Origin of the sequence: Vibrio sp. Evd11, from assembly GCF_900382755.1 — a bacterium.
In the GTDB taxonomy this organism is placed as follows: domain Bacteria; phylum Pseudomonadota; class Gammaproteobacteria; order Enterobacterales; family Vibrionaceae; genus Vibrio; species Vibrio lentus.
This window is the reverse complement of the sequence record NZ_OSDX01000066.1, coordinates 1-22,372: the sequence shown is the minus strand read 5'-3', so window position 1 is coordinate 22,372 and position 22,372 is coordinate 1. Positions and strand designations below refer to the sequence as shown.

Genomic DNA, 22,372 nt, shown 5'->3' with positions numbered 1-22,372 from the left:
CAACAGCTACCTTTCGCAAATCCTTGCAGGACAAGGGGCTTCGTAATCTTGCCCTGGTTGGAACGATGATTATCGGGCTCGAGTCTTCTTTGGGTTATAAATCAATCAATCAATCAAAGTATGCTCGCGCCCTGGCAGGGCAAGGGGTTTCGTAATCTTTGTCTGGTGAACATATTAAATAATTAATATTTCTAATTGTGTAATATGCTGTTAAGGAAATAAAAAGTAACACTCGGATTAAAATATACCTTATTTTATAAATGTGACTAAATTCAGATTTTTTGAAATTGGTAGTTAACTTAAATTTTAATTTTTCAATGTAAGGAGCAAAATATTAACATTGTAATATTTAATGATACTAGAGTAGAGAATCATCACGGATGCTCTAGAGTAATGAATACGATTGACTATTATCTTAAAAAATATTGTCCTGACGCCAATATTACATATGTAGAATTAGGTGTTAACTGGAAAAATTCAGAGTTTTTAAAAAGAAAAATAATTCAATCAGATAAAGTTATAGTTAATGGAGAAGGAACTATACATCATAATACAAAAAATGGAAAATTACTTATAGAGTTAGCTAAGTTTTCTGCATCATACGATGTTAAATCATTTCTAATTAACATGACATATCAAGATAATGACGAGTCCTATATTGATTATTTGAAGTACTTTAATAGAATTTATGTTCGAGAAAGCTATAGTCACAAACAACTTGAAGATCATAATATTTCATCTAAAGTTATCCCTGATTTATCCTTATTCAATGATCAAGAAAATAAGTCTAAAAAAAATGGCAAGTATTTGATTACGGATAGTGTTAAAAAAGATATTACCAAAGAACTACTTGATAAATTCTCTCATCATCCCTCTACTTCTTTTATATCAGTGTTTAATGAAAATATCTTTTATAAAAGTAAGTCCAAAGGTTCAACTTTGATGAGGATTATTCGAAACAATTCGTTTAAAAATATTTTATCTAAGTCATATAATGCTCTTAAAAAAAGAATTACTAGTGAAAAGATATTACCTATATTTTATGTTGAGACACATCAAGAGTACGACGATGAGATAAGTAGACATAAATTAGCATTATGTGGAAGGTTTCATACAATGATGTTCTGTATTAATAACGGAACTCCATTTATTGCTCTTAAATCGAACTCCCATAAAGTTGAAGGTGTAATTAATGATATAGGGTTAGATGTTAATAAGTTTATTGTTGATATAAATAAGATTGACATAGATTACTTAGATGATTTTATCTTGACTGATAATGAAAGGGAGTTAATCAAGGGTTATAGGAATATAGCTAAATCAAAAATTGACTCTATGTTTAAAGATATATTATCATATGAATAAACTAAAGGTTTTTTTATGCTTCTCTAATTTTCACCTTTTACAAGCGATTAGTTTAAGTGATTACAATAGCATTTGTATAATAAGTGAGAACGTGTCGTTTTCTTTTGCTAATAAATACTTTAAAGGTAAAGTATATTATTCAAATAAAAGCAACTCCTTTTCTATTGATAAATATAAGAAATATATATTTCGATGCTATAGAAAAAAAAATTTCAGACTCTATACCGGACAAAGGTTTACATCAAAATCAGTTTATTACAGTAATTTGACTAACTCAAGAATCAATATACTTGACGATGGCTTATCTTCATATGGAGTTGCTTATCAACAAACTGATGGTAAACTTGGTTTAAAGTGGGTATTGAAAAACCTATGTTCTACCATAATGAGAACTATTGGACTTATTTATTTCCCTAGCCCGAATAATGCTCACACTGAAAAATTTTGCGACCATTATCTGGTCTTTCCTGAAAAGAAGGGAATAGATAAAAATTTATTTAAAGTAAACCTTGCACCTTATTACTTATCTAATGTTAAAGATAAAGTTAAGATTGCATCTTTTTCTCAGTCAAGGGATTTGGTAAGAAATAACGAGATTGAACAGTTTAAAATTGATGATGAATCTTTGATATTGCACCCTAAATTTTTAAAGAAAATTAACCAGACCCCTACAGAGGTTTTAGCATTAAATTCGAAAGAAGTAGAGATGCAGCTCTCATCGATCATATTCTATCTGATCGCAGTATCATACAGCGGTAAATTAGTATTAAGAAATACCAAAGACAATCCGGAGTTTTTAACTGTTTTTGATGAGGAATTGAAAAAATTAGACTTAGAGATTAATTATGAATAGTGAAAAGAAAAAACTCCTAATTGTATATTGTGCCAAGTTTGGTTTTCATGTTGTTTCTTATTATTTAGCTAAATATTCTAGAGAAGAGTTTGATGTTACATACTTAGGTCTTGTCTTAGATGATACTGGCTGTTCATTATCGTTAGATGGTCTCGTTATTAAAGAAGTCCAATGTACTCCGGGGCTTAGGTTTAGGTTAAGCTTAATAAATCATTTACGTAAGGAGTTAGACTCAGGGAATTATGATTTGATTTTTTGCCAATATTTCATGGGTATCTCATTATTAAAACCATTTATTGATAATAGTAAATTTATCGTAGATGTCAGATCCGGTTTTTTATTTAAAAACAGAATAAAAAGGATTATATACAATTCAGTCTTGAAGCACGAATGTAATATTTTGACCAATAACATTACAATTAACTCATTGAATTTAGGTGAGTTTATTGGTTTTGATAAGTCTAACTTGACTCAACTTCCATTAGGCGCGGAATGTAATAAAATTGCATCTAAAAAACAGAATAAAATAAACTTCATTTATGTTGGAACTCTGGATAAAAGGGAAATTCATAAAGTAGTATTGGCCTTTGCAAGGTTGTGTAGTTCTTCTATTGTTAATGTTGGTGACCTGAATATAGTTGGTAGTGGGGTTGATGAAGAGATAGATAAGATTAACAATATTGTTAAAGAGTATGACCTGTCAGAAAGAGTACACATGCATGGTTATGTAACAAGAGATAGGGTTATTAATATTATAGACAATTGTCATATTGGAATTTCATTTGTGCCTAAAACTGATTTTTATAATCTACAACCAGTTACAAAAACTATAGAATATATATTGTCTGGATTGCCAGTTTTAGCAACAGACGTGTTCTATAATAGAAAAATAATCAACGATAGTAATGGGTTCTTGACCGGTGATAATGTTGAAGAACTATTAATTTCAATGACCGAGATAGTTCGGATTTATGATGAATTTGACCCAGAAATTATACAAAAAAATGGACTCGTTTACTCTTGGTCTAAAGTTATACATGACCAATATATACCTTATTTTAAGAGTATTATATAATTTGCACTTGTTTGATTCTATTAAATTTCCACTATTATATTTTTCTTTTATGATTTTTGCTAAACCATTTGTATTTTCTATTATTTATTTTTTCTAAATAAGTATAAGGATAGTATGGAAATTTGTTGTTGAATCTATTTCACAACTCTCTAAGGAATATAATGCTTTATTACCTTTTTATTTATGCTAGCTCATGTTTTTTTTTTGCACTTGGTATAAAAGGTGTCATGCGTAATAAATTAAGCGAGAAAATAGTAACTACAATATTATTAACTATATCTGCATTAATTCTTGTTTTGTTTTCTAGCTTTAGAGATGTATCCGTTGGCACTGATACAATAGTATATCAAAGATTTTTTTTGAACTTAAAGACAGAAGACTTCCTTTTAGATATTGACTATTTTAATGAGTTTGGTTTTGTTTTTATTAGATACCTTAGTAAGGTTATAATAGATAATTTTCATTTTAATCTTTTTGTAATATCATCTATAGTGGTTCTACTATCTTTCCTTTCGATAATTAGATTGTCAGAAAGTAAAATATATTCATTAGTAGTGTTTTTTCTATTGGGATTTTATGTTTTTCACTTTAATGCTGAAAGACAGGCAATAACAGTTGCTATGGTGCTATTCTCTTTAAGGTATATAGTAAATAGAGAGTTTTCTAAATTTTTAGTTGTTATTATTCTGGGGGTAACTATACATAAATCTATAGTATTATGTATCCCTCTATATTTTCTTTATGGTTATAAATTTACTTTATCTAGGTTCACTTTATTTGCCATGTTAATTTCAGGCATGCTTTTATTAATTGTGCCTTTTGTTGAGTTTGCATCTAATAGTATAGATTCAAGATATGGTGAATTTTATATAGAGCAGGAATCAAGTGGGGGGTTATATCAAAGTATATTTATTTTGTTACTCTTCATATTTTGTTTTATTCATAGAGTTTTGTCAGAAAAAAATGATTATTTTTATGATTTTCTACTTTATATGTTGCTTATTGGATGTTTAATTAATGTATATTCGGTTATTATGAAGCTAGATCCTAATGGTGTTGCGCGCTCTTCAATATATTACACTCAAAGTTTGATTTTTTTGTTACCTAGTGTATTGATTTCAATAAAAGGAAGGGCTGGAAAAATACTTAATATTATATTCATAACCGGATTTTTGTTTTATTCAATATTTTCTCTAGCTAGATTTTCAAATCTAGTTCCTTATACGATTAATGGTATTTTATGAACAGTGAAATAGAGTATATTCAAGGCTCCTTGTTAGAAAATAAACCTTGCATATTAATCCCTGCATATAATGATAAAGATGGTCTAAAGAAAACTATAGATAGTATATGTGAAAAAGATATCAACGTATTGGTCGTTGATGATGGTAGTGATGAAAAATTATCCTTATCTGAATTTGGTGTGGTTAACTTTAGTTTGGTTATCATAAGACTAAAATGTAATAGTGGTATAGTGAAAGCCCTTAATGTAGGGTTGAGTACGTGCAAGGAAAATAAAATAAGGTATGTTTTTAGGTTAGATTGTTGCGATATATATGTAGAATCTCGAATGGAAAAACAACTTAATTTTCTTAAGGAAAATAATTTTGCAATGGTTGGTGGTAATGTAGAGTTCTTTGACGAAAATAACAGAGTTCTTTATAAATCAAATTTGCCTGAATCATGCAGAGATATAAAAACAAAACAAGTATATCGTTCATGCTTTATTCATCCAGCTATTCTTTTTGATTTGAATTCATTAGATTTTGATGTCTATTATGAAAAGGAGTATATACACGCTGAGGATTATGAACTATTTCTAAGAATAGTTCATAGTCACGATGTCGGAAATATCAAAGACATTGTAACAAGGTGCTTAATAAGAGAATCAGGCCTTTCTCTCTCAAATAGAAACGCCCAAATACTTAGTGTTATAAAATCCCAAATAAAGTTTTTTAATTATACTAAACTGCTATGTTATTTTGGGGTTGTCAAATCAATTTCTTTGTTAGTGTTGCCTATAAAAATTACCAATTTTGTAAAAACAAAGTTGGGATTAATAAACAGATAAATAGAAGAGATACTGTATTTTTTCATTGTGGGGTTTCTAGTAATGTTTATATTAAGCAAGTTTATATATTTATTGGTTTTTATAATCGATAAACTGAAGTTCATTGTGAAAAAGTCTCAAGGTCAACTGGCCTTGTCTAAAGTAAAAAAACGAGGGGATAATTGTCTATTTCATGGCGATGCCGTTTTACACAATCCTGATAATATAATTTTGGAAAGTAATGTAAGAATAGGAGATAATTGTTTTATACATGCTTTGGGTGGCGTTACTATCGGGAAAAATACACAGATTAGTCGCAATGTATTGATCTATACTTGCAATCATAATATAAATGGTAATGCTATCCCTTATGATGATACATATATATTGAAGTCCGTAAATATTGGGAGTTCTGTTTGGATAGGAATGAATGTTATCATTACTCCAGGCGTTACTATTGGTGATGGTGCAGTCATCGGGATGGGAACTGTAGTTTCGAAAGATGTTCAAAGTGGTCAGATAGTTGTTGGTTCTCATCAGCGTGTAGTTAATGAACGGAATATGAAGGATTTTTATAAACACGACAATAATAATAATTTGTTTTCAGTTAAGTGGCCTGATAAATAGACATCCATTTGATTGGTTTTATCTAATCTAATCTAATCTAATCTTATCTTATTTTATACATTAATTATGGTGGTTAAATGTTTTTAATTGCGGGACCATGTGTCATCGAATCTGAAAATTTAGTTCTAGATACGTTTTCAGAGTTACAAGAAATTACAAATAAACTTGGTATTGAATATATTGCTAAGTCTTCTTTTACCAAAGCTAACCGTTCGTCGGCTTCCGCTTTTACTGGTCCAGGTATTGAAGAAGGGCTGAAAATTCTTCAAAAAGCAAAAGATCAGTTAGGTGTAAAAATTATTACAGATGTTCATGATGATACCCCTTTAGACGAAGTTGCTTCAGTTGTTGATGTTTTACAAACTCCAGCTTTTCTTGTACGTCAAACTGGTTTTATTCAACGAGTTGCCTCAATGGGTAAACCGGTAAATATTAAAAAAGGTCAATGGATGCACCCATCAGACATGGCTCCAGTGGTAGAGAAATGTCGTGCAGTCGGTAACGATGACATATGGCTATGTGATCGCGGTACTAGCTTTGGATTTGGTCAACTAGTTAACTACATGCCGGGTTTAACTATCATGAAAGAAACCGGATGCAAAGTTGTAATGGATGCAACGCACAGCGTTCAAATGCCAGGTACTTTGAATGGTTCAACAGGCGGGAATCGCTATCACGTACCCGCGATTGCAAGAGCTGCAGTAGCTGTCGGTATTGATGGTTTGTTTATGGAAACTCACCCGAACCCAGATAAGGCATTATGTGACGGTCCAAATATGTTGCCACTGAAACATATGGAAGAACTACTAGAGACTTTGCTTGAGATTGATGAAGTCGTTCATCGTCGCGCTTTTATTGAATCGAAATTGGTCTAATTATGTTGGATAAGCAGGTCTGTAATAATATCAAAATGGTTTTGCTTGATGTTGATGGTGTAATGACTGATGGCTCAATTTATATTAATCAAGACGGTGAGTTCTTCAAATCATTTAATGTTAAAGATGGTTTGGCTATCGAGTTATTACGTAGCCATAGTATTCTTGTTGGTGTTATTTCAGGTAAAGCGAGTTCAGCTTTAGATACTCGATGCCAACAACTGGGTTTTGATGAAATAATTACTGGTTGTAAAAATAAACTTCCCGCTTTAATTAATATCTGCTCTAAATATGAAATCACATCAGATCAAATTGCTTTCCTAGGTGATGATGTGCTGGATATACCGATCTTTGAGAAGGTAGGTTTAGCTGTCGCGCCAATTGACGCTCATAGTTTAGCTATCGATAGTGCTGATTGGGTTTCATCTCTTGAAGGGGGCAAGGGGATGGTAAGAGAGTTTGTTGATCTGTTGTTGGTGACACAACTTGATAAACCACTAAAAGAGGTATACGGCTCTTTACTTGATAAAATCCGCTTGGATGACGTAGCAACAATGGAGCAATAAATAATGAGTGTGAAAGTTGTAATTCCAGCACGATACGGCTCATCTAGACTGCCTGGTAAACCTTTATTAACTTTACTTGATAAACCTGTTATTTGGCATGTAATAGAGCGTTGTAAAGAGGCGGGCATCGAGCAAGCTGATATTTTTGTCGCCACTGACGATCAAAGAATCAGTGATGTGTTAAAAGATGAGGGCATCCAAGTGGTTTTAACGTCCTCGTCGCATCAATCCGGTACGGATCGTATCAATGAGGTTGTTGAGCTCAAAGAGTGGAGCGGTGGTACCGTTGTCGTAAACGTGCAGGGAGATGAGCCAATGATCCCTCCAGGGCTCATACAACAACTTGTCTCATTTACGTTGTCAAACCCCTATTACCATCTTACGACTGCAGTTGTTCCTTTGCTTTCCCAAGACGACTTCGTTAACCCAAATGTAGTTAAAGCTGTTATTGGTCATAATGGTCGAGCGCTTTATTTTACTCGTTCCGCGTCGCCAATGAATCGTGATAACCCTTCTGATTTGTCATTTGCAAAAAGACATATCGGGATTTACGCCTACCGAGTTTCTGCTTTGAAAGAATTTTGTTCATACGTAGAAGATGAACTTGAGAGTTATGAAAAATTGGAACAGTTACGTGCTCTAAGCCATGGAATGAGTATCGGGGCAATGACATTTGATGGTGTCGTCCCTCATGGTATAGATACTAGTGACGATTACGAAACTATCAAAAAAATAATGGAAGAGAAGACGTTTTAATGGCTAGTTCAATTGATATTGCAAGAGAGGTAATTCAAACCGAAATAGAAGGGTTGGATTACATGGCAAGAAGATTAGGTTCTGAATTTGAAGTGGCTATCAATGCCATTATTAACACAAAAGGTAGAACAATCATTTGTGGGATGGGAAAATCCGGAATTATAGGGAAAAAAATAGCAGCGTCCTTTGCGAGTACTGGTACACCAAGTTTCTTCATGCATCCCGGTGAGGCATTTCATGGTGATCTTGGAATGGTTAAGCCTGAAGACGTGTTCATTGCTATATCGAATTCAGGTGAAACTGATGAAGTGCTAAAGCTATTACCTTTCTTGCGTGATAATGATAACTTCGTTATTGCGATCACAGGTAAAGAAAACTCTACTCTTGCTTCAAATTCGCACTGTCATTTAGATATTGCGGTACCTAAAGAAGCCTGTCCTCTGCAGTTAGCACCAACATCTTCAACTACAGCGACTCTCGTTATGGGGGATGCTTTAACAGTAGCTCTAATGGATGTGCGTGGTTTTAAACCTGAAAACTTTGCTCGCTTTCATCCTGGAGGTAGTTTAGGTCGGAAGCTTCTATCTAGGGTTCGAGATGAAATGATCCCACACCCATTACCTACAGTGAGTTATTGCTCAAATTTCTCAGATGTTATGTTATCAATTTCATCGGGCAAGTTAGGGCTTACGCTCGTTGAAAACGATGATGCTTCAATCTCAATTATTACAGATGGCGATCTCAGAAGAGCATTGATTAATAAGGGAAGTCTAGCGTTTGACCTCACAGCTCAAGATATGTTTTCGGTCAACCCTATCACTATATCTTCTGATTGCTCTATGCAGATGGCTTTTGATAAGTTTGAAAGTCAGGGCATCACATCACTTTTGGTTATTGAAGATCGGCATATAGTTGGTTTACTTAAGAAGTAATCTATATGTTAAATGGATAAAGGGAAATGAGTTGATGAAAAAGATCTTATATGTATTAAATGCCGATTGGTATTTTAACTTGCACTGGAAAGAAAGAGCCATCAATGCTTTAAGCAACGGGTTTTCTGTTCATGTGGCATTACCTTCATGCTGTTGTGATATTGCTTTTGAACTTAAATCTTATGGTATTATTATTCATACTTTCTCTATGGACCGGTCTTCATTAAGTGTCATAGGTGAAATATATTCGATGATGTCACTAAATAAACTAATAAATAAAGTAGAACCCGATGTTGTTCATTCTGTGACAATTAAGCCTAATTTGTATGCAACGATATTGTGCAGGTTAAAGGGTATAAATTTAGTGTCGACCTATGCTGGTTTAGGTACCCTTAAAACGTCGACTACTTTAGCTCATAGATTTGCAAGGTTTTTAATCTTCAGTGCTATCAAATTTTCGTCAAAAAATAATGAAAACCTTGCTCTTTTCGAGAACCAAGAAGATTTAGAGTATTTTAGGGAAAAGAAATTATTGTGTGATGAAAGACTTATTAGAGTCTTTGGTGCTGGTGTTAACTTAAAGGAGTACTCTTATTCTTTATCTTCAAATAAAGGTCAGGAGTTGAACATTTTATTCGCTAGTAGGCTCCTAAAAGATAAAGGATTAGTGAGTTTAGTTAAAGCCGTTAAAATACTGAAAGAAAAAAATTACAATGTAAACTTAAATGTAGCTGGGATTTTTGATTTTGACTCTCCACTTTCTTTTACTCAAGAGCAGATTGAAAGCCTCTCTAATGCTGGGGATATCATTTGGTTAGGAAAGAGGGACGACATGCCCGAACTTATTCGGGGTTCTGATGTTGTTGCTCTACCTACTTCTTACGGGGAAGGTGTACCCAGAATTCTGATTGAGTCATGTGCTATAGGGCGCCCTGTTATTACAACTCCATTAGGAGGGTGTAAGGATATATGCATTAACGAGAGCAATGGTTATCTAGTTTCTCCGCACGATATTCAAAGTATAGCCAACGCATTGGAGAAAATTTATTTAGATGTTGATTTGATTAATGTGTTGGGTAAAAATGGCCGAGAACTGGTAGAATCTCGATTCTCAAATGAAAGTATATTTGAGCAGAATGTGGCTATATATAATAATATGGTAAATAGTTTATGATATTGCTGACAGGTTCCTCAGGATTTGTCGGGAGGCAAATCCTAAAGGCTTTAAAGGGAAAAAAGGTTTCGGTACTTGGCAGAAAAAAGCCTAGTTTAGACTCTAACATTTTTTTTTATAAATACTCATTGGATGAAAATACAAACCTCGAAAGAGTAATGAAAAATACCACCTGTATTATACATTGTGCTGCTCGTGTTCACATTATGAATGATATTTCTTTGGATCCATTAGAAGAATATCGAGAATTCAATACAAAGGCGACGATGAACTTAGCCAGGCAAGCTGTTAAAGCAGGAGTAAAAAGATTTATTTTTATTAGCACTATTAAGGTTAATGGAGAGTTCTCCCATCCAGGGGAACCATTCAGACACGATAGTATTCGTGACCCTCAAGATTTTTATGCGAAGTCTAAATCAGAAGCGGAAACGCAATTATTGAATCTTGCTAAAGAAACAGATTTAGAGGTCGTTATTATTCGACCAACGCTTGTCTATGGTACTGGTGTCAAAGCTAATTTTGCTTCACTAATGAATTTGGTCTCTAAAGGTTTCCCTTTGCCATTTGGTTTAATCAATTCAAATAAGCGTAGTTTAGTGTCTGTAACCAATTTAGTTGATTTAATTGTTACTTGTATCGAACACCCAAAAGCGAAAAATCAAGTATTTCTAGTTTCAGATGATCACGATGTTTCTACTTCTGAAATGGTAAAACAAATGTCGGTTGCTTGTGGTAAGAAAAACTTCCAATTGCCTGTCCCTGTTTGGTGCTACAACTTTGCTGGCAAGTTGCTTAAAAAAGAAGATGTTGTTGATCGTCTTATTGGTTCTTTACAGGTAGATATCTCTCATACAAAAGAAACATTAGACTGGACACCACCTCAATCTTTACAAGATGGTTTTAAAAAAACAGCTGACTATATTTTAAATAAACGAGGTAACAAGTAACATGATCCGTTTGATCGATTTTCTCGCTTCTTTCTTTGGCTTGCTATTCCTATGGCCAGTTCTTGTTGTTGTAACCATTATCGGCATGTTTGATACAGGCTCACCAATTTTTATTCAAGAACGTGTAGGTCGTAACAAAAAACCATTTAAACTTATCAAGTTTCGTACCATGAGCGTTGAGACGAAGTCTGTTGCTAGTCACTTGGCAAGTAATGCATCGATTACTAAGCTTGGTAATTTTCTACGTAAAACTAAAATCGATGAATTACCACAATTAATCAACGTTGTGAAAGGTGAAATGAGTTTAGTTGGCCCGCGTCCAAATTTGTTTAACCAAGAAGCGTTGATCAAAGAACGTGATGCTCTTGGTGTGTATGATGTTTTACCGGGTGTAACCGGTTTAGCTCAAGTTCAGAATATCGATATGTCTACACCTGAGTTATTGGCTAAAACGGATAAGCAAATGATAGATACGCTGACATTAAAAGATTATTTCAAGTATATCTTGATGACAGCGACTGGCAGTGGCTCTGGTGATGCAGTTAAATAGTCCCCATTCTGAGAACTAGTCTTTCTCTTTTAGACCCTTGCTCTTTTAATCATTGGCTTAGTGATTTGAGAGTCTCAGGCATGAGAGCATTGTTCGTGTAAACTCTCTTCTTCGTTGGTCTAAAATACCCCAATAGGCTAAAGTTTTTTAAATAATTGGGGCTTTTTACCAATAACAAAATTAAGATCGAAGTAAATTTCGGGTTGTCGTTTGTAAGCTCTCTTAGCGAGCTCTAACCATATTCAGTACTTCTCACTTATACAGTCTCTGTGGCTTATTAAATCCAAATAAATAAGAATATTATTATGCAACGTCTCAATTTTATCTGGCAACTTTCTCGCTTACACAAGCGGGTAGTGAGTGTCCTCATCGACACTTTGCTCATCTTAATTGCTCTGCATATTGCGTTGTGGACAAGGCTAGGCGATTTTCAATTTTTGAGTGATGGTGACAATTTATTATTGGCAGGCTTAACAGTAATAACAACGGTCATTATTTTTACCAAAATAGGACTTTATCGCGCCGTTCTTCGCTACGTCACTTTCCAGGCCTTGTTTGTGGTGACGGCTGGTGCGGTGTTGTCGGCGCTAGCATTGGCAGTTTTTGCTTATTACCTGCAAGAACCCATTCCTCGGACTGTCCCTATTATCTATGGTGCTTATTTAGCGCTATTGTGTGGTGGCTCTCGCCTGATTGTTCGTAACCTTGTGGCCACGACGTCACCCTCGAAAGACTCACGTCAAGAAGTGTTGATTTATGGTGCAGGCTCCGGTGGTCGGCAACTCGCGGTTGCGCTCCGTGCTTCTGAAAACTATCGTATTCGTGCATTTATTGATGACGATAGCACGCTCACTAACACGGTGATTTTAGGATTACCGGTTGTTGGTTTAGATAAGACCCAAGCTTTGATCGATAAACATGATATTTCTAAAATATTACTGGCGATCCCTAGTGCCTCTCGCGCTCGCCGTAAGCAAGTTTTAGATTTACTAGCCCCGCTTCCTGTCGAAATTCAGACGGTGCCTGATATGGCCGACATTGTCTCAGGCAAAGCGAAAATTGATGAATTGAGCGATGTACCGATTGAAGATTTATTGGGTCGTGATGCCGTTGCGCCTCAGCAAGTGCTCATGGAAGCCAACATCAAAGATAAAGTGGTGATGGTAACGGGCGCAGGCGGCTCGATTGGCTCAGAACTGTGTCGTCAAATTTTAAAACAACAGCCTAAAACTTTGGTGCTGTTTGAAGTCTCTGAATTTGGCTTGTATCAAGTAGACCGTGAGCTCTCTTTAGTCAAAGAGACTAAAGGGTATGATGTGGAAATTGTTCCTTTATTAGGTTCAGTGCAACGCTCGCATCGTTTGTTAACCTCAATGAAGTCTTTTGGCGTGCAAACGGTTTATCATGCTGCGGCTTACAAACATGTTCCGTTGGTTGAATATAATGTAGTCGAAGGGGTACGCAACAACGTGTACGGCACTTATTATACAGCTAAGGCTGCTATTGAAGCAGGCGTTGAGTCTTTTGTTCTTATTTCAACAGACAAAGCAGTACGCCCAACCAATGTGATGGGCACGACCAAGCGTATGGCGGAACTAGGCCTACAAGCTTTAGCTCAGCAAGAAAACCAAAAAGAGAACGGCACTCGTTTTTGTATGGTGCGCTTTGGTAACGTATTGGGCTCTTCGGGTTCCGTTATTCCATTGTTTAAGAAGCAAATTAAAGCCGGCGGTCCTCTAACGGTCACTCACCCAGATATCACCCGCTTCTTTATGACCATCCCTGAAGCTGCACAATTGGTGATTCAAGCGGGCGCAATGGGTAAGGGCGGTGATGTGTTTGTGCTTGATATGGGCGAATCAGTAAAAATTACCGATCTCGCGGAAAACCTGATTAAGCTTTCTGGTCTTTCTGTGAAGAACGAAGAGAATCAGCACGGCGATATTGAAATCAAATTCTCAGGCTTGCGCCCGGGAGAAAAACTATATGAAGAGCTATTGATTGGCGATAACGTAGAGCGAACAGCTCATGAGCGAATCATGACCGCACAAGAAGTGTTTTTACCGATTGATGAATATGACACATTGCTTGAATCTTTAGATTTTGCTTGTCACAACCTAGAGCATGATACGATTCGCCAACTTCTACTTGATGCGCCAACCGGATTTTCGCCAACGGATGGGATTGGTGATTTGGTTTGGAATGCGAGTCAAATGCAAGAAGCGCCAAATGCAGCTAGTGCTTAGTGAAATTCGATAATAGCGGTGAAATCCGATAGCTAATAGCCACTGAGAGCCCCGTAATGTGATTACGAGGCTCTTTTTGCTTGTATGGCTTAATATTCGCGTGTGCGTATCATGAAGGTCGAATTGACTTTATCTATTCATCAAATGACACTTTTTTTCATATCCGATCCGCCTACCTGCGACGTTTCTTGATCTTCCACTACAGTTTTGACTATAAACTGTAGTAAAATTACGCTAATTTGTTTTTATACCGATTTATTTTGAATTGAACGAGGTCAGTCCTATGTCAGCTAAGAAGCCAATGGCTCTAGTGATCCTTGACGGTTACGGTTACCGTGAAGACAACCAAGACAACGCTATCGCGAACGCTAATACACCTGTATTAGACGGTCTTATTGCTAACCAACCTAACACGCTAATCTCGGCTTCTGGCTTAGATGTAGGCCTACCTGATGGCCAAATGGGTAACTCTGAAGTGGGTCACACCAACATCGGCGCGGGTCGCGTGGTATACCAAGATTTAACACGTATTACTAAATCAATCGCAGACGGCGAATTCGGTCAAACTGAAGCGCTAGTGAATGCTGTTGATAAAGCGGTTAAAGCAGACAAAGCAGTGCACATCATGGGTCTTATGTCTCCAGGTGGCGTTCATTCTCATGAAGATCACATCTACGCAGCTGTTGAAATGGCAGCTGAGCGTGGCGCAGAGAAAATCTACCTACACGCATTCCTAGACGGTCGTGATACGCCGCCACGTAGTGCAGAAAACACACTTGCACGCTTCCAAGCGTTGTTCGCTAAGCTAGGTAAAGGCCGTGTTGCTTCGCTTATTGGTCGTTACTACGCAATGGACCGTGATAACAACTGGGATCGCGTTCAAGAATCTTACGACCTGCTTACTCAAGCAAAAGCAGAGTTCACATTCGACACTGCAGTAGCTGGCCTAGAAGCGGCTTACGCTCGTGATGAAAACGATGAGTTTGTAAAAGCGACTGAAATCAAAGCGGAAGGCGAAGAGTCTGCAGCTATCGTTGATGGCGATGCGGTTATCTTCATGAACTACCGTGCCGACCGTGCTCGCGAAATCACTCGTGCATTCGTTCCTAACTTTGACGGTTTTGAGCGTAACGTATTCCCAGCGATCGATTTCGTGATGCTGACTCAATACGCAGCAGACATCCCACTGCTATGTGCATTCCCACCGGCTTCTCTAGAGAACACCTACGGTGAGTGGCTATCGAAAGAAGGCAAAACGCAGCTACGTATCTCTGAAACAGAGAAATACGCGCACGTGACGTTCTTCTTCAACGGCGGTAAAGAAGACGAGTTTGAAGGCGAAGAGCGTCAGCTTGTTGCTTCTCCAAAAGTAGCAACGTACGACCTACAGCCAGAAATGAGCGCGCCAGAGCTTACTGAAAAGCTTGTTGCAGCAATCAAAGGCGGCAAATACGACGCTATCGTGTGTAACTTCCCTAACTGTGACATGGTTGGCCACACTGGCGTTTACGATGCAGCGGTTAAAGCCGTAGAGTCGCTAGACGAATGTCTTGGTAAAGTGGTTGAAGCAATCAAAGAAGCCGATGGCCAACTGCTTATCACTGCTGACCACGGTAACGCGGAAATGATGGTAAACCCAGAAACGGGCGGCATCCACACAGCGCACACTAACCTACCTGTTCCACTTATCTACGTGGGCAACAAAGACGTTGAGTTCAAAGAAGGCGGCAAGCTGTCTGATTTAGCACCAACAATGCTTTCTCTGTCTGGTATTGATATCCCAGCTGAAATGTCAGGTGATATTTTAGTTAAGTAGTCACTTAACTTTCATCGAATACTAGAACGGCTGCACGCGAGTGTGGCCGTTTTTTTGTATCTGGAATTTGAGTATAGATGCGAGATACGAGTAAACGGGATTCGAAGAGCCTTAAGAGCAGATGGGTGGTATGGGTAAACGAGATGCGAAGAGCTTAAGGGCGGATCCGGGATTCGGGTAAGCGAGTATCGAAGAGCTTAAGGGCTGATGCATGATGCGAGTAAACGGGGTTCGAAGAGCTTAAGGCAGGTATTGGGTGAGAAAAACATGCAGGATACAGGTAGGGGAGAACAGAAGGACACGACCTTAAACAAAAGACGAAAAGAACGGCCTTGATATATATCGAAAGAGTGACATTGCTTGAATGATTAGGTAGCTTAAGGCTCATACTATACTTGTCTTTTACCTTATCCCTAGGCTGTTTATATGAACTCAAACCCAGACCGTTGGAAGCAACGACTGCAAAACTTAATGAAAGCGCAGCAAAGGCTTGAGAGAGCGTGCTCACAAGATAGCTACAATGAGTTAGAGCTCGCTGGGTTAGTACAAACTTTTGAATTTTCTTTCGAACTTACATGGAAGACCCTTAAAGACTTACTTGAGTTTGAAGGGTTTGATGTGGCTTCGCCGAGGAGCGTTTTTCGTACAGCCTTAGAAGCTAAGCACCTATCTTCGGAGCAGTGTGAGATTATGCTTGAAGCACTCATAAAACGAAATTTATTGTCCCACACCTATGATGAGGAAAATGTCCTTGAAGCTCAGTCACTGATCTTAGAGTCATTTTCACCAGTGATAGGGCAAGTCACACTCTATTTAAAGCTTAAATGTGATCAAGAGGGTCAATGCGAACAAGAGGTTAAATGTGATCGATAGTTATTTGGTTAGCCCAGGCTCTGTCGGCCTTAAGCCTCATCAATATCAGCTGATTGAGGATGTTGTTTTGAACCATGCTTCAGTCATTCATGCCTGGGTGTTTGGTTCTAGAGCCCTTGGAACTTATAAAGATAACTCTGACATCGATATTGTTATCGAGGGGGACGGTATTTCGTTAAGTGTCGTCGCAGGCTTGCAAGATCGTTTAGAACAATCGTCACTTCCATTCAAGGTTGACTTGCTCGTTAAGCATAGAATTACATCGAATGAGCTACTTGCCCATATTGACACCTATGGGATTAAACTCAAATAATCGAGCGTATTTTTATTAGCGTATCGATGATGTTGATTATTGAACCGATTGTTTACGCTTTGCCAGTTTATCTCGAACCTGAGTACCTGAATTGACTCGGCCATGTTTTTTATCATCAATAGAAAACGATAATAGTTTCATTAGCGCTATAGCTTCTTCTCTATGCTTTCTATCGTCATAAGATTCAATCGTATAAGCGGGCTTACCATTTTGAGTAATGGTCATAGGTTCAGATAAATCGAGGTTGGCTGCGTGCTTTTTTAAGTAACCTATCGTTTCAGTGGACATTATCATTACCTCTTCATATGAAATTTTAAATATAGACTATATGTTGTCTGGTGATAATGGCGCTTCTTGATGGCGAAACGTTTATATTTTTGCTCTAGTGAGACAAATTATTGCGTTTTATCTATAACCGAACGTTCAAAATCCAACAACCACTCTTTGCGGTTCATGCCGCCGGTGTAGCCGGTTAATGTTCCATTTGCGCCGATGACTCTATGGCAGGGGACAACAATACTAAATGGGTTCTTGCCGTTCGCACCACCCACTGCTCTTACGGCTTTTGGGTTGTCCATTCTCTTTGCTTGCTCACCGTAACTGATGGTTTCGCCATAAGGAATGGTTGTTAAAGCCTGCCAAGCTGCTTTTTGAAAGTCAGTGCCTTTTATCGCTCTTAATGGCAAATCGAATTCTATTCGTTGACCTGCAAAGTACTCATCTAACTGTTTCGCTGCCAGTTGGCAAAGGTCATCTGAATTGCTAGTCATTCGCTCTTCGTGATTTACATGGTCAATTTCAATAAGCGACACACCATTACTCACAATGATCATCTTGCCTATTGGTGCGTCATAAAGCATTTTGTAAGTGGTGTCTTCCATGTCATCTTCCTTCTTTTAGTTTTTTCTGCTCTCAAGCTCTCGAATCTCGATACCATAAACCGTCATTCCAGAACTGAGGGACGAAGTGTCTGGAATCTCAAACAACGAGCCATTAGTTATAGGCAATAGATTCCCTACTGTGCTCGTACCTCGCTATAGGGAATGACGGAGTTTAATTAGAACGCTACTAGAGTCTTACATCTGCTCTTACGCTCTTATATCTTTTCGCATCTCGGTTACTCGAATCCCGCATCTGCTTTAGCTCTCACACGAAGTGCAAAGCAATACCCTGAAACACCGCCGACAATGTTCCCCAAGGCTAAACCAATAAACAACCCTTCGACACCATCAATTTGGCTGCCTATCCACGCGAATGGCAAGGTAAACACAAACAAACGCATGAAGCTCCATTGAAAGGCTTTGAGTGGTTGATGCATGGCATTCATGCCGCTGATTAACATCATCACAATACCTTGGAAGCCATAGCTAAATGGGACAACTAACAGGTAATGCCATAATATGCCTCGCACCGACTCTTCTTGAGAGAACAGGGCGGCCAAAGGAATGCTCAGTGGCACCATCATTAAGAAGACTAACCCTTGGAATAATAGGGCAAAACGCATGCTTAGAAACAGAGCCTTGAAACTACGCTGTGGGTTATCAGCGCCAAAGTTCTGCGCCATGAAAGGCGTCAGAGCAGAAGTCAGAGACATCAACACAATGATAAGAATGGACTCAATACGTTGCGCTGCGCCATACGCCGCCACCGCTTCAGTGCCTTGCTTGGCCAACATCATCATGATGATTGCGCCAGCAAGTGGATTTAGTGCATTGGAGAGAGCAGCTGGTGTGCCTATTTTTAGGATTTGTCGCCAGTCACTGACGATGTTTTTCAGTTTAGGAGGCGCAAGCAGCTTTTCTCGTACGGTCAATACGTACAGTGAGCCACACAAAGCACCAAACCAACTGAAACCACTGGCAATCGCAGCGCCTTGAATCCCCAGTTCAGGAAAAGGCCCATACCCGAAGATCAGTAGCGGATCTAAAACGCCATTGATAAGGCCGGCCAGTAGCATGATCTTGGCGGGCGTTTTTGTATCACCTGTCGCTCGGATCGCGCTGTTGCCTGCCATGGGAATGACCAACAATGGGATCGCGAGATACCACACCGACATATATTCCGATATCAGCGGCAGCAACTCTTGCTTTGCCCCTAACAGGGTAAACAGTGGTTCTAAGGAGAGAATACCTAGCGTAGAAGCGCAGCCAACAAGAAGCAGAGCCAACAATAAGCCATGACAGGTAAAGCGTGCTGCATTTTGCGCGTTGCCTTGGCCAAGTAACCGACCAATACACGTCGATAAGCCTATACCAATTCCCATGGTGATGCAGTTGATGGCAAAGGTGACTGGAAAGGTAAAACTCACCGCGGCTAAGGCTTGGGTGCCAAGCAACGAGATAAAGAAAGTATCGACGAGGTTAAACATCAAGATCGCCACCATACCGAAAATGGTCGGTATGGTCATGGTGCGCAATGTGTCTGCTATCGGGGCCGTTAAAAGCCCGTGCTTATCTTGCATGTAAAACGCCGATTGAAACCAAAACCGTAGGATAAACAGATGCGGGATACGAGTAAACGAAAAGCAGGGAAAGATGAGGGGTGAGAATCTGCACTTTAGCTCACAATTTTTTATTTCCCCCCTTGGGATCTTTCACATTGCCCCAACATACTGATTAACCCATGCCAATTGTGGCAACTATCATATTAAATGGAAATTATCAGGAGATACGACCGATGAATATCCGTCCTCTACACGACCGAGTTATCGTTGAGCGCCAAGAAGTTGAATCTAAATCTGCTGGTGGCATCGTTCTAACTGGTTCTGCCGCTGAAAAATCAACGCGCGGTACTATTCTAGCTGTTGGCAAAGGCCGCATTCTAGAAAATGGTTCAGTACAACCATTGGACGTTAAAGTTGGCGATACTGTTATCTTTTCAGAAGGCTACGGCACGAAAACTGAAAAGATCGACGGCAAAGAAGTTCTGATCATGTCTGAAAACGACATCATGGCGATCGTTGAGTAATCCGACCCATAAAATTGAACTGATTGAACAAAGAATTTAAAGGAAATAAAGATGGCTGCTAAAGACGTTAAATTTGGTAACGACGCACGTATTAAAATGCTAGAAGGTGTAAACGTTCTGGCTGACGCAGTAAAAGTAACGCTAGGTCCTAAAGGCCGTAACGTTGTTCTAGACAAATCATTTGGCGCACCAACAATCACTAAAGATGGTGTTTCAGTTGCACGTGAAATCGAACTTGAAGACAAGTTTCAAAACATGGGCGCACAAATGGTAAAAGAAGTGGCTTCGCAAGCGAATGACGCGGCGGGCGACGGAACAACAACAGCAACAGTATTGGCTCAGTCTATTATCGCTGAAGGCCTAAAAGCGGTTGCTGCTGGCATGAACCCAATGGATCTTAAGCGCGGCATCGACAAAGCGGTTATCGCGGCTGTTGAAGAGCTGAAGAACCTTTCTGTTCCTTGTTCAGACACGAAAGCTATCGCTCAAGTAGGTACTATCTCTGCGAACTCTGATTCGACAGTAGGTAACATCATTGCTGAAGCGATGGAAAAAGTAGGTCGTGATGGCGTAATCACAGTTGAAGAAGGTCAGGCTCTACAAGACGAGCTAGACGTAGTTGAAGGTATGCAGTTCGACCGCGGTTACCTATCTCCTTACTTCATCAACAACCAAGAAGCGGGTTCTGTTGATCTAGAAAGCCCATTCATTCTTCTTATCGACAAGAAAGTGTCGAACATCCGTGAACTTCTTCCGACTCTAGAAGCGGTTGCTAAGGCATCTCGTCCTCTTCTTATCATTGCTGAAGATGTAGAAGGCGAAGCGCTAGCAACTCTTGTTGTGAACAACATGCGTGGCATCGTTAAAGTGGCTGCGGTTAAAGCGCCTGGTTTCGGTGACCGTCGTAAATCTATGCTTCAAGACATCGCTATCCTAACGGGCGGCACGGTTATCTCTGAAGAGATCGGCCTAGACCTTGAAAAAGTAACGCTAGAAGACCTAGGTCAAGCTAAGCGCATTACGATCACTAAAGAAAACTCAACCATCATCGATGGTGCGGGTAATGAAGACATGATCAAAGGTCGTGTTTCTCAAATTCGTCAACAAATCGAAGACGCAACGTCTGACTACGATAAAGAAAAACTTCAAGAGCGCGTAGCTAAGCTAGCGGGCGGTGTTGCAGTAATCAAAGTTGGCGCTGCGACTGAAGTTGAGATGAAAGAGAAGAAAGACCGTGTAGAAGATGCACTTCACGCAACTCGCGCTGCTGTTGAAGAAGGTGTGGTTGCTGGTGGTGGTGTTGCACTTATCCGCGCTGCATCTAAAGTTGCAGGCCTTGAAGGCGACAACGAAGAGCAAAACGTAGGTATCCGTGTTGCACTACGTGCAATGGAAGCGCCTATCCGTCAAATCACTAAGAACGCAGGTGATGAAGAGTCTGTGGTTGCTAACAACGTTCGTGCTGGCGAAGGTAACTACGGTTACAACGCGGCTACGGGTGAATACGGCGACATGATTGCTATGGGTATCCTAGATCCAACTAAGGTAACGCGTTCTGCACTTCAATTCGCGGCATCAGTTGCTGGTCTTATGATCACAACAGAAGCGATGATCACAGACAAGCCTCAAGATGCGTCTGCTGCTATGCCTGATATGGGTGGCATGGGCGGTATGGGTGGCATGGGCGGCATGATGTGATCATCCCCCCTGACTTAATCCTATAAAGTCTGAAAAGCCCCGTAAATTTAGTGTTTACGGGGCTTTTTTAGTTTTTGCTGCCTAAGACATTCAACAAATAAGACATCCAACAAAAATTCACAACTTCTACGTATAGCTCTGAAATCGTGGGAGAAAAAGCCTTTTGGTTAAAAGATCATGCAGTATGGATAGACGCTAGATATGTATTGATATAACAGTATATGTATTGATTTAACCGGTATCTGTAAATTGTATATAGAAGACATCGATACAAGGCATATTATTGATCTTATTTTGGCTTGCCATCTTTGAAAGTCGCACCTTCGATAACGTGAAGTCCGGCTAAGAAAGAGAAAGACATTAAAATTAAATGTGTTACTAAGAGCATAGAACCCCTCTATTTTTTTCTTTATATTAAGATGCTAATTCCACAATTGTCGTCAAGATCATGCAAACCGATTTGAACATCATTGCCGAATTCGAAAAAAAGATTGCAAGACTCGAACAAGAGAATGCTGAGCTCAAGCAAAGCAATGCTCGCCTGCAAGAAAAGTTGAATGCCGCACTCGACAGCAATGGGTTGTGTCTGTGGGAGCACCATGTCCCTTCAGGAAAGCTCACTATCTTTAATATGATGTATGGAATCCACTCCCTCCTTTGCCAATCTACACTTAGCAAAGTGAGACCCT

At 38.8% G+C, this 22,372-nt stretch carries 22 protein-coding genes and 1 pseudogene; 20 read left to right on the top strand and 3 right to left on the bottom strand.

Annotated elements, in window-relative coordinates:
* Positions 1-393: 393 nt before the first annotated feature.
* From ED652_RS19950 to ED652_RS19870, 17 genes are all read left to right on the top strand, one after another.
* On the top strand, positions 394-1,365 hold the full coding sequence (locus ED652_RS19950) for a polysaccharide pyruvyl transferase family protein (RefSeq protein WP_122055921.1): 972 nt from the start codon (positions 394-396) through the stop codon (positions 1,363-1,365).
* Between the two features lie 91 nt (positions 1,366-1,456).
* Positions 1,457-2,218 (top strand): hypothetical protein, encoded by a 762-nt coding sequence (locus ED652_RS19945; protein ID WP_162929968.1) that lies wholly within the window; start codon positions 1,457-1,459, stop codon positions 2,216-2,218.
* Positions 2,211-3,293: a glycosyltransferase family 4 protein gene (locus ED652_RS19940; RefSeq protein ID WP_122055919.1), complete on the top strand. Its 1,083-nt coding sequence runs from the start codon at positions 2,211-2,213 to the stop codon at positions 3,291-3,293. Before ED652_RS19945 ends, ED652_RS19940 begins: the two co-directional genes overlap by 8 nt.
* A gap of 161 nt (positions 3,294-3,454) precedes the next feature.
* Positions 3,455-4,537 carry an EpsG family protein gene (locus ED652_RS19935; RefSeq protein ID WP_122055918.1) on the top strand — a complete coding sequence of 361 codons (1,083 nt, stop codon included), beginning with the start codon at positions 3,455-3,457 and terminating at the stop codon, positions 4,535-4,537.
* Positions 4,534-5,364 (top strand): glycosyltransferase, encoded by an 831-nt coding sequence (locus tag ED652_RS19930; protein WP_122055917.1) that lies wholly within the window; start codon positions 4,534-4,536, stop codon positions 5,362-5,364. Before ED652_RS19935 ends, ED652_RS19930 begins: the two co-directional genes overlap by 4 nt.
* A 105-nt stretch (positions 5,365-5,469) precedes the next feature.
* Entirely contained in the window at positions 5,470-5,970 is a 501-nt protein-coding gene (locus ED652_RS19925; RefSeq protein WP_162929967.1) for a DapH/DapD/GlmU-related protein, read from the top strand.
* A gap of 77 nt (positions 5,971-6,047) precedes the next feature.
* Entirely contained in the window at positions 6,048-6,845 is a 798-nt protein-coding gene (kdsA, locus tag ED652_RS19920) for a 3-deoxy-8-phosphooctulonate synthase (protein WP_122055915.1), read from the top strand.
* 2 nt (positions 6,846-6,847) lie between these two features.
* Positions 6,848-7,411 carry an HAD family hydrolase gene (locus ED652_RS19915; protein WP_122055914.1) on the top strand — a complete coding sequence of 188 codons (564 nt, stop codon included), beginning with the start codon at positions 6,848-6,850 and terminating at the stop codon, positions 7,409-7,411.
* A gap of 3 nt (positions 7,412-7,414) precedes the next feature.
* The gene (kdsB, locus tag ED652_RS19910; RefSeq protein ID WP_122055913.1) at positions 7,415-8,167 is read left to right on the top strand and encodes a 3-deoxy-manno-octulosonate cytidylyltransferase; all 753 of its coding nucleotides are present in this window, start codon (positions 7,415-7,417) and stop codon (positions 8,165-8,167) included.
* Positions 8,167-9,099, top strand: coding sequence for an SIS domain-containing protein (locus ED652_RS19905; protein ID WP_122055912.1), 933 nt, complete (start codon positions 8,167-8,169; stop codon positions 9,097-9,099). The genes kdsB and ED652_RS19905 overlap by 1 nt, the downstream gene beginning before the upstream one ends.
* Before the next feature lie 34 nt (positions 9,100-9,133).
* Positions 9,134-10,273 (top strand): glycosyltransferase family 4 protein, encoded by a 1,140-nt coding sequence (locus tag ED652_RS19900; protein WP_122055911.1) that lies wholly within the window; start codon positions 9,134-9,136, stop codon positions 10,271-10,273.
* Positions 10,270-11,220: an SDR family oxidoreductase gene (locus tag ED652_RS19895; protein WP_122055910.1), complete on the top strand. Its 951-nt coding sequence runs from the start codon at positions 10,270-10,272 to the stop codon at positions 11,218-11,220. The genes ED652_RS19900 and ED652_RS19895 overlap by 4 nt, the downstream gene beginning before the upstream one ends.
* Position 11,221: 1 nt before the next feature.
* Positions 11,222-11,770 (top strand): sugar transferase, encoded by a 549-nt coding sequence (locus ED652_RS19890; RefSeq protein WP_122055909.1) that lies wholly within the window; start codon positions 11,222-11,224, stop codon positions 11,768-11,770.
* 305 nt (positions 11,771-12,075) lie between these two features.
* The gene (locus ED652_RS19885; protein WP_122055908.1) at positions 12,076-14,016 is read left to right on the top strand and encodes a nucleoside-diphosphate sugar epimerase/dehydratase; all 1,941 of its coding nucleotides are present in this window, start codon (positions 12,076-12,078) and stop codon (positions 14,014-14,016) included.
* A gap of 283 nt (positions 14,017-14,299) precedes the next feature.
* Positions 14,300-15,832, top strand: a complete 1,533-nt coding sequence (gpmM, locus tag ED652_RS19880; RefSeq protein ID WP_122055907.1) for a 2,3-bisphosphoglycerate-independent phosphoglycerate mutase — start codon at positions 14,300-14,302, stop codon at positions 15,830-15,832.
* A gap of 426 nt (positions 15,833-16,258) precedes the next feature.
* Complete coding sequence (locus ED652_RS19875; protein WP_017093683.1) at positions 16,259-16,705, top strand: HI0074 family nucleotidyltransferase substrate-binding subunit; 447 nt, start codon at positions 16,259-16,261, stop codon at positions 16,703-16,705.
* Complete coding sequence (locus ED652_RS19870; protein ID WP_017093684.1) at positions 16,695-17,018, top strand: nucleotidyltransferase family protein; 324 nt, start codon at positions 16,695-16,697, stop codon at positions 17,016-17,018. The genes ED652_RS19875 and ED652_RS19870 overlap by 11 nt, the downstream gene beginning before the upstream one ends.
* A gap of 36 nt (positions 17,019-17,054) precedes the next feature.
* Here ED652_RS19870 and ED652_RS19865 read toward each other — a convergent pair whose 3' ends face one another.
* The 3 genes from ED652_RS19865 to ED652_RS19855 all read right to left on the bottom strand — a co-directional run bounded on the left by ED652_RS19865 (position 17,055) and on the right by ED652_RS19855 (position 19,479).
* Positions 17,055-17,306, bottom strand: a complete 252-nt coding sequence (locus ED652_RS19865; RefSeq protein ID WP_017093685.1) for a prevent-host-death protein — start codon at positions 17,304-17,306, stop codon at positions 17,055-17,057.
* Positions 17,307-17,413: 107 nt separating this feature from the next.
* Positions 17,414-17,899: a methylated-DNA--[protein]-cysteine S-methyltransferase gene (locus ED652_RS19860; protein ID WP_122055906.1), complete on the bottom strand. Its 486-nt coding sequence runs from the start codon at positions 17,897-17,899 to the stop codon at positions 17,414-17,416.
* Positions 17,900-18,135: 236 nt separating this feature from the next.
* Complete coding sequence (locus ED652_RS19855; protein ID WP_122055905.1) at positions 18,136-19,479, bottom strand: MATE family efflux transporter; 1,344 nt, start codon at positions 19,477-19,479, stop codon at positions 18,136-18,138.
* A gap of 215 nt (positions 19,480-19,694) precedes the next feature.
* On the opposite strand from ED652_RS19855, the gene ED652_RS19850 reads away from it, so the two are divergent.
* The 3 genes and pseudogenes from ED652_RS19850 to ED652_RS23905 form a co-directional block, all read left to right on the top strand.
* Positions 19,695-19,985, top strand: a complete 291-nt coding sequence (locus ED652_RS19850) for a co-chaperone GroES (protein WP_004733324.1) — start codon at positions 19,695-19,697, stop codon at positions 19,983-19,985.
* 51 nt (positions 19,986-20,036) lie between these two features.
* On the top strand, positions 20,037-21,683 hold the full coding sequence (gene groL, locus ED652_RS19845) for a chaperonin GroEL (protein ID WP_122055904.1): 1,647 nt from the start codon (positions 20,037-20,039) through the stop codon (positions 21,681-21,683).
* 448 nt (positions 21,684-22,131) lie between these two features.
* Positions 22,132-22,372: pseudogene (locus ED652_RS23905) on the top strand (hypothetical protein); the annotation flags it as partial.

Bases quoted from the DNA above. Each gene is read 5' to 3' on its own strand.
- ED652_RS19885 (WP_122055908.1), top strand. From the start codon at position 12,076: ATGCAACGTCTCAATTTTATCTGGCAACTTTCTCGCTTACACAAGCGG.
- ED652_RS19940 (WP_122055919.1), top strand. From the start codon at position 2,211: ATGAATAGTGAAAAGAAAAAACTCCTAATTGTATATTGTGCCAAGTTT.
- ED652_RS19905 (WP_122055912.1), top strand. From the start codon at position 8,167: ATGGCTAGTTCAATTGATATTGCAAGAGAGGTAATTCAAACCGAAATA.
- ED652_RS19860 (WP_122055906.1), bottom strand. From the start codon at position 17,899: ATGGAAGACACCACTTACAAAATGCTTTATGACGCACCAATAGGCAAG.
- kdsA (WP_122055915.1), top strand. From the start codon at position 6,048: ATGTTTTTAATTGCGGGACCATGTGTCATCGAATCTGAAAATTTAGTT.
- gpmM (WP_122055907.1), top strand. From the start codon at position 14,300: ATGTCAGCTAAGAAGCCAATGGCTCTAGTGATCCTTGACGGTTACGGT.
- ED652_RS19900 (WP_122055911.1), top strand. From the start codon at position 9,134: ATGAAAAAGATCTTATATGTATTAAATGCCGATTGGTATTTTAACTTG.
- ED652_RS19930 (WP_122055917.1), top strand. From the start codon at position 4,534: ATGAACAGTGAAATAGAGTATATTCAAGGCTCCTTGTTAGAAAATAAA.
- ED652_RS19895 (WP_122055910.1), top strand. From the start codon at position 10,270: ATGATATTGCTGACAGGTTCCTCAGGATTTGTCGGGAGGCAAATCCTA.
- ED652_RS19915 (WP_122055914.1), top strand. From the start codon at position 6,848: ATGTTGGATAAGCAGGTCTGTAATAATATCAAAATGGTTTTGCTTGAT.
- kdsB (WP_122055913.1), top strand. From the start codon at position 7,415: ATGAGTGTGAAAGTTGTAATTCCAGCACGATACGGCTCATCTAGACTG.
- ED652_RS19850 (WP_004733324.1), top strand. From the start codon at position 19,695: ATGAATATCCGTCCTCTACACGACCGAGTTATCGTTGAGCGCCAAGAA.
- ED652_RS19875 (WP_017093683.1), top strand. From the start codon at position 16,259: ATGAACTCAAACCCAGACCGTTGGAAGCAACGACTGCAAAACTTAATG.
- groL (WP_122055904.1), top strand. From the start codon at position 20,037: ATGGCTGCTAAAGACGTTAAATTTGGTAACGACGCACGTATTAAAATG.
- ED652_RS19935 (WP_122055918.1), top strand. From the start codon at position 3,455: ATGCTTTATTACCTTTTTATTTATGCTAGCTCATGTTTTTTTTTTGCA.
- ED652_RS19950 (WP_122055921.1), top strand. From the start codon at position 394: ATGAATACGATTGACTATTATCTTAAAAAATATTGTCCTGACGCCAAT.
- ED652_RS19865 (WP_017093685.1), bottom strand. From the start codon at position 17,306: ATGTCCACTGAAACGATAGGTTACTTAAAAAAGCACGCAGCCAACCTC.
- ED652_RS19890 (WP_122055909.1), top strand. From the start codon at position 11,222: ATGATCCGTTTGATCGATTTTCTCGCTTCTTTCTTTGGCTTGCTATTC.
- ED652_RS19855 (WP_122055905.1), bottom strand. From the start codon at position 19,479: ATGCAAGATAAGCACGGGCTTTTAACGGCCCCGATAGCAGACACATTG.